The organism is Candidatus Enterococcus willemsii (assembly GCF_009933335.1).
GTDB lineage: Bacteria > Bacillota > Bacilli > Lactobacillales > Enterococcaceae > Enterococcus_F > Enterococcus_F willemsii.
Window position 1 is genome coordinate 1 of the sequence record NZ_MAEL01000023.1, and the last position, 11,645, is coordinate 11,645.

Consider the following 11,645-nt stretch of genomic DNA (forward strand, 5'->3'; position numbering starts at 1 on the left):
CAATTAATGTTATAAAAAAGAAACAATATTCATTTAACCTTTAATAATAAGCTAAAAGTTGACTACTTACTTATTATGAGTAAAATGAGCAATTTAAAACTAATAAAATGCCATTATATCAACGTTTTTAAATAGATGTCTTGTTATTTTATAAGAAAAATGACGAAATAAAAAGCATTGATTTTATTCCAGACAATGATTAAAATTTATTTAACAAAAGATGAGTATATTGTCATTTTGTAACAAGACAAAATACATATGCTGGCTATGTTTTTATTTGAGAGAGGAGGATGAACAATATGGTGGAGCACATCAGACAATTTATCAATCCTTATAACTTTGCAACAAGTCGCGTAACTGAAATCCAGAAAGAGTATACCAAAATAGACGAAAATTGGTTAGCCATTCAATTGAAGGTTGGTGCCTACCTGTCTCTCATGACTTTTTTCATTGAATTATTGTTAAGTGTATATATTAGTCAAACAGTATTAGTTACAACTACCTTGCCTCTGTATTTTCTGAAATATCTAATTATTCCTTCCACATTAAATTTTCTTTTGTTGCTTTTAGGCTTTTGGATGAATAAGTACTCTAATATGAGTCAACAAAAACGGATGTATGGGATTTCTGTCATCATTACATGTATCTGTTTTATTTTAACAACGGCCCATAATATTTTTATCCCAATCTATGCTGTTTATTTAATTTCGATTGTTTTAACAGGTGTCTATGCCAAACCAAATTTAACGAAAATAATAGGCATATTGAGTATCAGCTTATTTTTTATCTCAGAATTCATTATCAAATGGGATCCGAATACACCAGACTTCTTCACAAATCCAATGAGGCGGATTGGTATTATTCTTTTGTTTATTCTGATACTTATTTTCACTATCTTATGTGTGATAGGCATGTATTTTTTACAAAAAAAATATATTGCGAGTATTAATTTAGAAATTGAACATCAGCGTTTGGAGTACCAGTTACAATTTGATGAACTAACAGGTATCTATAATCGATTAGGTCTGAATGTTGCTTTAAAAGCAGTGGAAGAAGAGAGTGAAAGCAATGATTATATTTTGGCGATGGTTGATGTGGATCATTTTAAACAAATTAATGATCGATTTGGCCATCCGATGGGTGATCAGTGTTTAAAAGATATTTCGAATATTTTAAAAATGAATGAAGACGAGTATCTTTCTTTTCGTTTTGGTGGGGATGAGTTTTGCTTATTATTTCAGGACGTTACCATGGAACAAGCCGTAATGGTTTGTAGAAAAATCCAGCAAGAAGTGCAATCTTTGGCATACTCTGAATATCCTGATCTTCAATTAACCGCCAGTTTTGGCTTATCTGAATATCGGTCTGAAGTAGGGATAACAGAACTCTTTATTCGTTCTGATTATGCATTATATAAAGCAAAAAAAATTCGGAATCACATTCGTGTGTTCGATACGTAGAAAGGTAGCGGAGGATATGGTCCAATTATTAGATGTTAAAAGACGAGAAATAAAATATCGTATTTCTTTGGCGACAGCATTGAGAGCGCAAAATTTTTTAAAACAGGTATTACCTGCCGATCCATATAATGGCATTCACGGTTATATGGTTCGGTCCTTGTATTTTGATAGTATCTATCATGATGATTTAGAAGACAAATTAGATGGTATTGAGGATCGTAGAAAAATTCGATTACGCATCTATTCACCCACCGATCAAACAGTCAAACTAGAATTAAAGTCTAAAAACGGTGAGTGGCAACAAAAGCAATCACTAAGGTTATCAAAATCACAAGCACTACGCTTGATAGCTTGCGATTATGAGGTGTTAAAAGAAGTGCCACATTCGTTAGCAGAACAACTTTTTGTGACAATGTCACGTGAAGCATACCAACCGCAAGTGATTGTGCAATACAATCGATATGCGTTTATGTTAGATACAAATGATATTCGCGTGACGTTTGACCAACACTTAGTGGCTACTGAAAGTTCGCTTGATTTATTTGGCGAAGGTCTTAACTTTTACCCAGTGGGTTATTCCGATGATGTCACATTAGAAATAAAATATAACCACTTTTTATTATCTTATGTCCGAGATTTATTGGATCAAATTGATAAATCTTCGTTATCGTATAGTAAATATGTGATGTCACGCTATATCAGTCATCAACCAGAATAAAGAAATAGGGAGAGATTTTTATGAAAGAAGTATTGTTTGAATTATTGAGTGGGAATCAGGGAGCATTAACGGTACAAGATATTTTATTGAATTTTTTAATTGCCGGTGTACTAGGACTAATTATTTATTTATCTTATCGTATCTCACATTCCAATGGTGCATATAGCACAAAATTTAATGTTTCACTCGTGATGTTGACGTTAATTACGACATTAGTGATGAATGTCATCGGAAATAATATTGCCTTATCTTTAGGGATGGTTGGGGCATTGTCAATTGTTCGTTTTAGAACAGCAATTAAAGATTCACGTGATACCGCATATATTTTTTGGGCAATTGCAGCAGGAATTTGTTGTGGGGTACAAGAGTATGTGATTGTTTCGATTGGGTCTGGCGTTATTTTCTTATTCTTGATTTTATTTGGTGCTGTGAAGAGTAACGAGCGCTATTTATTGATTTTGCGTGGCGAGGTAAGTGCTGAAACAACGGTAGAAAAAGAAATCGAGCAGTTGTTTGCAGGCAAAGTCCGCTACCGTGTAAAAAATACCACCAATGAGTCGATGGAATATATTTATGAGTTATCTGAAAAACAATTACAAGTAGCAGATAAAAAAGTAGAATCTTTAGCAACATATTTAAGAAATATTCCTGGTTTAAAGGCTGTGAATTTGGTTAATCAAAATGATGAAATGAATCGTTAGGTTGTGATGAAGGATGAAATACAATCGTAAAAAAACAATTTTTGCCATTTTTGTTTTACTATTTGTCGCGATTAGTGCGAGTATCTTGACGAGTCAATCAACGCAGAAAAAGCAATCAATTTATCATGAGCCATTGGCAGCTGCTCCTTTAACAGATACACCTTTGAAAGGTATGCAAGAGCAGACTTGGGAGGTCGATGAGACTTTTGAAACCCATTTACCGATTGTGATTATTGATACCGAGAATGAACGTCCTCCAATTAGTATGTCACAAGATGAGGACGGCATTTTTTGGCCTATTCCCAATGTGGAACCCTATCGATCTGGTAATTTAAAAATAATTGATACGGGGGGAATGAATCATCTGACCGATCAGCCAAGTGAAGAAAGTTTGATTCAAATTAAACGTCGAGGGAATAGCTCCATGCTCTACGAAAAAGCCCAATATTTGATTAAATTAGTCACAGAATCAGGACAAGATCGGTACTTAGATTTTTTCAATATGGGTTCAGAACGTGAATGGGTTCTAAATGGATCAATGGCAGATAAAAGTATGGTTCGTAATTATTTGGCTTTACGCATGGGCGATCAGGTACTACCTTATACGCCAGAATCCGTTTATACGGAAGTAATTTACCATGAAAATGGACGCTACTATTATGAGGGAGTCCATTTATTGATGGAAAATATTAAACAAGGTGAAAAACGAGTAGCAATTGAACCCGCAGCTCAGTCAGATGCTTTTCCTTCTTACATTGCTCGACGAGATCGTATCGGTGAGGATGAGATTATCCTTGATACATGGGCAACTCGAGAAGGGTTGAGTTTTAACCATTTGGGCTTAATCTATCCAAGTCGCAACAATGCCACACAAAAAGAAATTGATTATGTGACGGAGGACTTGAGTCAAATTGAAAAGATTCTGTATTCTGACTATATTGATATTTTTTCAACGTATTCACGCTACATTGATGTACCGTCTTTTATTGATTATTTTTTATTGAATGAATATTTTGGTAGTTATGATGCAGGAATCAATTCTACGTATATGTATAAAGATAAAGGTCAAAAGTTAAAAATGGGACCGATTTGGGACTTTGACGGGACCATGGATAATTTCAAAGAAGAACCCTTAGATTATCAAGTAACGGCTTTTCAAGTTCAACCATGGTTTGATCGTCTCATTAAGGATAAACAATTTATTGAACAAATGCAAAAACGATATGCTGAATTACGACAAGGTGTGTTTTCTGATGAAAATTTTACTCAAACAGTTGACGCGATAGAAGATCATTTAGGACCTGCAATTGATCGCGAATGGGCGCGCTGGGGGCATATCTATACGCAACCGACGCGTTACGATTTGGAAAACTTTGGAAAAGACAAGGAATTGGTACGAGACGCGTCAGAATATCGTGTTGAAATGTATCGCTTGAAAACAGCAGTATTGAAGCATAGCTCAGCCATCGGTTCTTATTTAGAAACATTGAAAAAATCGACAGTTGTTGATTCAGGTGTGAATTATTATATGCCATTAATTTTACTGATTGCCGTTTTAGGTTTTGCTTTACCAGCATATTATGCATCCAGAAAGTAGAGGTGAAAGTGATGACAGTTGAAACAATTTCTTTTATAGCACTATTTTTGCCAATATCCTTGGTGCTATACTATCTAGCAATACGCTCAGTGAAGATTCAAAATGGGTTATTAATTCTTGCTAGTTTATTCTTTTATGGTTTTGGTTCCGAAAGTCTTTGGGCAGTCATACTTTTACTTCTAGTGATTGGCTGGAATTGGTTGGGTGGTTTTTATTTAGAAAAACAACAGACCAAATTCAGATTAGCTATGATTGTGGTGGTCAACGTCGGTATTTTTAGTGGCGTGCGATTATTGGCGCTACCTGCGTTAACCACGGAACTATCGTTGCCAACCATTATTGTCCCCCTTGGAATGGCTTGGTTTATTCTACAAGGAATCGGGTATTGCATGGAAATTTATTTAGGAGAAGTAAAAGCTGAGCGGAATATCATGCAATTTAGTTTGTATATGCTGTTTTTCCCTAAGCTCATTCATGGTCCGCTCATCGATTTTCCAAAAATGAAAGAGCAAATGATACAAAGAACGTTTACAATAGATGGATTCACACAAGGATTACAACGTTTTATTGTCGGGCTAGCTAAAAAAATGCTGATAGCTGACCAGTTTGCGTATGTCATTAACTATGCATTTGTCCAAACATCGATTGATAGTACTGTGACTCAACCACCGGTACTTCTTATCTGGTTTGCCTTATTGGCCAATGGGATTTACTTATACTTTTCTTTATCTGGTTACGCAGATATGGCGATTGGTATGGCGAAGATGTTCGGTTTTCAATTACCAGAAAACTTCCGAGAACCTTTTGTGGCGACATCGCTAACTGATTTTTGGAAAAGATGGAATATTACTGTAATTCGCTGGTTCCGAAAATATTTTTTAGGTTTTATGAATAGAAATAGCAATCGAGATCAGATTACCATTAATCTTTTTATTACGTGGTTGCTAATTGGCATCTGGATGGGATTTGATTGGAATTTTGTCTTCTGGGGAGCATTTAATTTTGTCATTTTGATTAGTGAGCATTTTTTCTCATTTTCAGAACGAGTACAATCGATTCTCTTTCGTCGTATCTATACGACATTGCTCGTACTTGTTGGCTTCATCTTTTTACGAAGTCAATCATTGTATCATACAGGCCAATTTTTAGGAGATTTATTTTGGCTTAATAATAATCCTTTCTATAGTGCACAAGTGGGCGTTTTTATTAAAGAATTGTGGTTACCTCTAATTGTAGCTGTGTTTGTCATGTTTATTCACCCAATCATCAAAGAAAAAGATAGCTATTTTGACTTTGAAAAATATGCATCTGTGTTACGAATAGGGAAAATCCTCGGAATGATTTGTTTGTATCTATTGTGTTTATTACTGATTTTATTAAATTTTAATATTGGCCAAGTATTGAATTAAAGGACGAGATGTCATGAAAAAAAAGCAGGAAGCAGTAATCTTAATTGTCGTTATTTCATTGATTACGATAGTTACCGGTGGCGTATTATTACAAAGCACGTTTGAGGAATTGACGCAATTAGGAAAAGAAGCCCCGTTCGTTCAATCAGAAGTGGAAACAATATTAGTCGATCAGCCACCTTCTGAAGAAAAGTTACGCAGCATTTATGCAACGCTCTTGAATGTACAGGGAAAAAAAGAAGCAAGAAATTTTTATATTACGAAAACAAAAGACGATTATTTAGTCTCTGCGAATTATTTTTCTCAAAGTGAGTTAGATTTTCGCACATATGCTAAACGAATGAAAAAAATGGAACAGGCATTACCTGAAAAAGCAGAGCTATTGTATGTAGGCACTTCAGGAAAGTTTATTCCAGATGTGACTAAGGTTAGAGATGGTTATCCAAATGATTTATTTAATGATCGAGAGATGGATGAATTATTTTTAGAGCTCTCTTACTATCAAATACCGACATTAGATTTAAGAAAAAGTAAACAACGAGAAAGGTTGAAGTATCAACAAAATTATTACCGCTCACATAGCATTTGGACAGAGTCCGCAGCGTTTGAGGCAGCAGTTTCAATCATGAGCACGTTACAAACAAAGCAGCCGACCACATTTATGTATGAAGAGATAGTGACTCAACGACAAGCGTACACTGAGACTGTCTATCCAGAAAAAATGCGGGGGGATTTGTTGCAAGCAACTGGCAACAGTTTTATCAAAGCCGATGATTTAATCACTTTGACTCCTAAGTTTAAAGTAGATTTAAGTTATAAGAACTTAAGTGACGAGGAGGATTTTGCTCGTACAGGCGATTTTAAGACAGTTGTTTGGAATCCATTGCAAGTTTCTGAATTAAAGAAAGAAACCTTTGATCCTACTGAAATGTACTATAGCAAAGATGTTGAACATCTTCAGTTAACAAACAACAATTCAGAAGTAAAAGGCAAACTCTTACTACTAATTGATGATTATTTTGTGCCGGTTGTTGGTTATTTAGCACTAATGGCTCAAGAAGTGGAAGTGATGGTGATTGAAGAGAATCATGCATCAGATATTGAATCAGTGATAGCAAGTGGTAATTTTGATGCAATCGTTGTCGCATCACAAGCCCCTTCGCTTCAAGAAACATTCTTCAACTTTTACAAATAAGTGAGGTGAGAACAATCAAAAAAGTAGCAAAATTTAATTTGGTGAGTCTACGATTTATTCTTTTTATCGTCATTTTAGGTGGTGCATATCTCATCATTCGTTATAAAGATACCTTTAATAATCAACTGCCGGTCGATGTTTATTATCTGCAAACAAAAAATGAGGCCAATATCACGCTAATCCAACAAGGAGAAAAAGCTATTTTAATTGATACTGGTGAGCAAAAAGATCAGAAAGAATTGCTGGCTTTTCTAAATGAAAAAAAGGTGACGAAAATAGATGATTTGATTATCACGCACCCTGATAAAGATCACATTGGAAATGCAGCGACTATTTTAGAGACCCTAGACGTTGCACATGTCATTATGCCCTATTACGGCAAAGAAAATAAAGACTTAGAGCAAGTAACCTCAGAAGTCGAACGGCAGGGAATATCCTTAACGTATCCTTCACGCCCACGAAATTTTACGGTGGGAGGACTCCATGTCACGATTTATCCGCCATTAGAAAAACATTATAAAAAAGACAACAATTATTCATTGGGTATTTTATTAAAGCATCAAAAAGTGAATTTTTTATTTGTGGGAGATAGTGAATCAAAAAGATTGCAAGAATTAATGGCAGTGAATTGGCCTGCGATTGATGCTTATCTAGTTGCCCATCATGGTCGTGCAAATTTATCTTCGGAAGGATTTATTAACCAGATTCAACCTAAGATTGCTGTAACGACAGCTGATGCAAATGACCAAGAAGTGCAGCAAGCGTTAGATGCAATTGGTACGAAGATGTATTTTACCATGAATGGAACCGTTCATTTATCTAGTGACGGTAAGACGCTTGTTGTGAAAGAATAGGAGTGAATGTAAATGATTGAAAAAAAAGCAGAGGGGATTGTGGCAAAACCACCAGATACTGAGAAAAAATCAACCATTAAAAAATACCGTAATCAAATTTGGATCTTGGTTACTATTTTCTTGAATTTTATTTATCTTTATTGGCGGATCCGTTACACGCTACCTTTTGGATATGGAGTTATTTCATTAACTATTGGGATTGCCTTGATTATTGTTGAAGTGATGGGAGCAATCGAATCATTGGTTCATTACTATAATATGAACAAAATAGAAAACCCGCCGCTTCCTGAAGTGCCGCTGGAGATGTTTCCAGATGTTGATGTTTATATTGCTACTTATACCGAACCGCTGGATTTGTTATATAAAACAATTAATGCATGCAATCATTTAGAGTATCCGGACAAGTCAAAAATACACATTTATTTGTGTGATGATGGACGAAGACCTGAAGCACGTGAATTAGCAGAGAAAATGGGGATTACGTATTTAGATCGTCCAGATAATAAAGGAGCCAAAGCAGGCAATTTGAATCATGCGATGAGTAAAAGTTCATCACCTTTGATTTTAACTTTAGATGCAGATATGATTCCTAGACGTATTTTATTGATGCGGATGGTCCCTTATTTTGTGGATGCATGGATCAAAAATCAAACTAGAGACGAAAAAGATCAAATTAAAATGGGCTTTATTCAATCTCCACAAACGTTTTATAATCCTGATTTATTCCAATACTTTTTGTATTCTGAAAATCGTATTCCTAATGAACAAGATTACTTTTATAAAGACATTCAAGTTGCCCGAAATCGTTCGAATAGTGTGATTTATGGTGGTTCTAATACACTGATTAGCCGTGAAGCCTTGGAAAGTATTGGTGGTTTTTATGAAGATGCGATTACAGAAGATTTTGCAACTGGCATGTTGTTACAAAAAGCAGATTATCGTTGCTATGCCATTAATGAGGAACTAGCTAGTGGACTTTCACCAACCGATTTTCCTAATCTAATTCAACAACGAATTCGTTGGGCAAGGGGTTGTATTCAAACTGGTCGAAAAATGCATATTTTATTGACTAAAGGATTGTCCATTGCGCAAAAAGCCATCTATTGGGCATCGGTTTGGTATTGGTACGCACCAATTAAACGTTTGATTTATATTATGTCGCCGATTATGTTTGCCACATTTGGTTTTATGGTTATTAAAACAGATTTAAAACAGATTTTGATTTTTTGGTTACCCATGTATATTTCCAGTACAATTTCCTTACGAATGATGAGCCAAGAAATTCGGACTACTAAATGGACCAATATTTATGAAACTGCGATGTTTCCATTTATGTTGTTTCCAGTTTTGAAAGAATTTTTTGGTATTTCATTGAAGAAATTTAAAGTGACCAACAAAAGCGGTGTGGATACTGATCGGACAGGTAATTTGTTGTATGGTTTACCATTTATGCTATTTATCCTCTTATCAGTCATCGGGGTATTTAATATTATTTATATGATTTTAGCTAGTGGTTCGATGGGGCCGATTGTTATTTTATTTTGGTTAATCGTGAACTTGTTTAATTTAGTGATGGCGATGTTTTTTGTGATGGGACGTCGTTACCATCGAACTAGTGAACGTGTGGTATTATCTGAACCAGCAGTTATTTACACGAAGTATCAAGGACAATTTAGCTGCCAAACGATGGATATGTCAGAAGGTGGCTTGGCTTTATTTTTAGAAGAAGCGATATTTATTGATGATGAGCACGAGGTAAAAATTGCGGTCACAACTGATACTTATCATGCGGAAGTACAAGCCAAAGTCGCTCATATTGATGAACTCACAGATGGCTGGAAATATGCATTTAGAATTACCGATTTTAATGAAAGTAAAGATGAGTACATGCAAATATTGTATGATCGTGTGCATACTTTACCAAAAAGTTTACATGCTTCTCATAGTACATTCGATGATTTGCGCTTAAATATTGTTCGGCGCACACAACCAGTGGTGTATTTTAATCGGAAATCACCTCGTATTATGATGGATGAATACCTGCAGTTATCTACCGGAGGAACTATTCATGTGATTAATTTCAATTTTCAGTATTTTGTGACCGATTCTGAACAATTAGATGAATATTTCACTTGTGAGTTGCCAAATGGTGTGACGCTGACATGTGAGTTTATCAAGCAATTAAGAAATGGTTCATCCTTGTGTCGTGTGACGAACATAGAAGAAATTTATCAAGATGCGACACAAATGAAATTGCTGACAGAGTGGGCAAACCAGTCGAAAGTGCAATTGCAAAAAGAAGAAGTAGTTGATGACACAAATAATTTAGTAAATGATGTTTTAGGTGGTTATGATGAAAAATAGCTATAAATACGGGCTGTTACTGTTACTTTGCATCATCATAGGAATGGGAGGATTTTGGTGGTTGAGAAAAAGTAATGAAGATCTTCATTTTGCCAAGCAGTTAAAAGTAGGATGGAATTTAGGAAATACATTTGAAGCACATGATTTGCATATGGCGACCCAAGAGCCTGCAGTGTACGAAATGTATTGGAATAATCCCCTGACAACCCCTACATTATTACAAAATATTAAAGCAGCGGGTTTTCAAACAATCCGCATTCCTGTGACATGGGAAGAACATGTAAATGAAGAGTTTCAGATTAATGAAGAATGGTTGGAACGAATTGTTGAAGTGGTTGATGAAAGTTTGGATGCTGGGTTATTTGTTATCTTAAATGCGCATCATGATAAATGGTACACGCCTGATAGAAATAATTTCGAAGAGGCAAAGGAAAAGATGACCCGTTTATGGACGCAATTAAGCAAACGATTTGAAGAATACGACGAACGTTTACTTTTTGAGAGTATGAATGAACCTCGCTTGATTGACACGCATGATGAGTGGACGACTGGACCTTATGAAGCCCAGAAAATGGTCAATCAGTTAAACGATGTTTTTGTTCAAACCGTCCGTCAAACAGGGAAGATGAACCGCATGCGTTATCTCCTGTTACCAACCTATGCTGCTCGTTATGAAACAGCTGCACTGGAAGCTTTCAAATTGCCAAACGATTCGCATCTAATGGTCTCTATTCATTTGTATGCACCAGCTGCATTTGCCCAAAGTGATAATAGTGAGAGTCATTTTGATTTAGAAAAAGATACCCAACAAATCGATGATTTTTTTGCAGACGTTAAGCAACTTTTTATTAAGAAGAAAATTCCAGTTGTTATTACTGAATTTGCCGCAAGTGATAAGGAGAATTTGGATGATCGGGTTCGTTGGACCAACTATATTGTTGAAAAAGCTACTAAGTTAGGGATTCCTTACATTTGGTGGGATTCAGGTGGAAAGAATCAAACATATGGTTTGTATGACCGTTATCAAGAAAAGTGGTTGTTTCCAGAAATCCTAGACGTACTTATCCCTTAAAACGAAGAATCTACGAACAATAAGCGTAGAAAAATAAAATAATATATTGATTTCTGATTGACAAATAATTGATTCTATTGTAAATTATGAATCAATAGCATATTCGTCCATTGAAGAGAAGAGTAATTTTTGAAAGCTTACAAGAGAGGTTCTGGTTGGTGTAAAGAACTAAGTAGTAGGAAATGAAGATGGTCTCGGAGGATAAATCATCGATAGGTAGATGATTTCGACAGGTTCAATCGTTATCTTGAACGCCATTTCAATTACTTGAGATG

General features: G+C 35.3%; 9 protein-coding genes and 1 other annotated feature (1 of these 10 running past the window's edge). All 9 genes read left to right on the top strand.

Annotated features, from left to right (window positions below; genetic code table 11):
- Positions 1-299: 299 nt before the first annotated feature.
- Entirely contained in the window at positions 300-1,460 is a 1,161-nt protein-coding gene (locus tag BAU17_RS03210) for a GGDEF domain-containing protein (protein WP_161901380.1), read from the top strand.
- 16 nt (positions 1,461-1,476) lie between these two features.
- Positions 1,477-2,178 (top strand): polyphosphate polymerase domain-containing protein, encoded by a 702-nt coding sequence (locus BAU17_RS03215; RefSeq protein WP_161901381.1) that lies wholly within the window; start codon positions 1,477-1,479, stop codon positions 2,176-2,178.
- 20 nt (positions 2,179-2,198) lie between these two features.
- A complete protein-coding gene (locus BAU17_RS03220) occupies positions 2,199-2,879 on the top strand; it encodes a DUF4956 domain-containing protein (protein ID WP_161901382.1) in 681 nt (226 codons plus the stop codon).
- A 13-nt stretch (positions 2,880-2,892) separates the two neighbouring features.
- Positions 2,893-4,476, top strand: coding sequence for a CotH kinase family protein (locus tag BAU17_RS03225; RefSeq protein ID WP_161901383.1), 1,584 nt, complete (start codon positions 2,893-2,895; stop codon positions 4,474-4,476).
- A gap of 11 nt (positions 4,477-4,487) precedes the next feature.
- Positions 4,488-5,885, top strand: a complete 1,398-nt coding sequence (locus BAU17_RS03230) for an MBOAT family O-acyltransferase (protein ID WP_161901384.1) — start codon at positions 4,488-4,490, stop codon at positions 5,883-5,885.
- A gap of 13 nt (positions 5,886-5,898) precedes the next feature.
- Positions 5,899-7,080 (top strand): alginate O-acetyltransferase AlgX-related protein, encoded by a 1,182-nt coding sequence (locus BAU17_RS03235; protein WP_161901385.1) that lies wholly within the window; start codon positions 5,899-5,901, stop codon positions 7,078-7,080.
- Positions 7,081-7,085: 5 nt separating this feature from the next.
- Complete coding sequence (locus tag BAU17_RS03240) at positions 7,086-7,934, top strand: ComEC/Rec2 family competence protein (protein ID WP_161901386.1); 849 nt, start codon at positions 7,086-7,088, stop codon at positions 7,932-7,934.
- Between the two features lie 12 nt (positions 7,935-7,946).
- Entirely contained in the window at positions 7,947-10,298 is a 2,352-nt protein-coding gene (locus BAU17_RS03245) for a glycosyltransferase family 2 protein (RefSeq protein ID WP_161901387.1), read from the top strand.
- 61 nt (positions 10,299-10,359) lie between these two features.
- Entirely contained in the window at positions 10,360-11,370 is a 1,011-nt protein-coding gene (locus BAU17_RS03250; RefSeq protein ID WP_237579075.1) for a glycoside hydrolase family 5 protein, read from the top strand.
- 101 nt (positions 11,371-11,471) lie between these two features.
- Positions 11,472-11,645: a binding site (T-box leader), on the top strand; it runs 58 nt beyond the window's last position.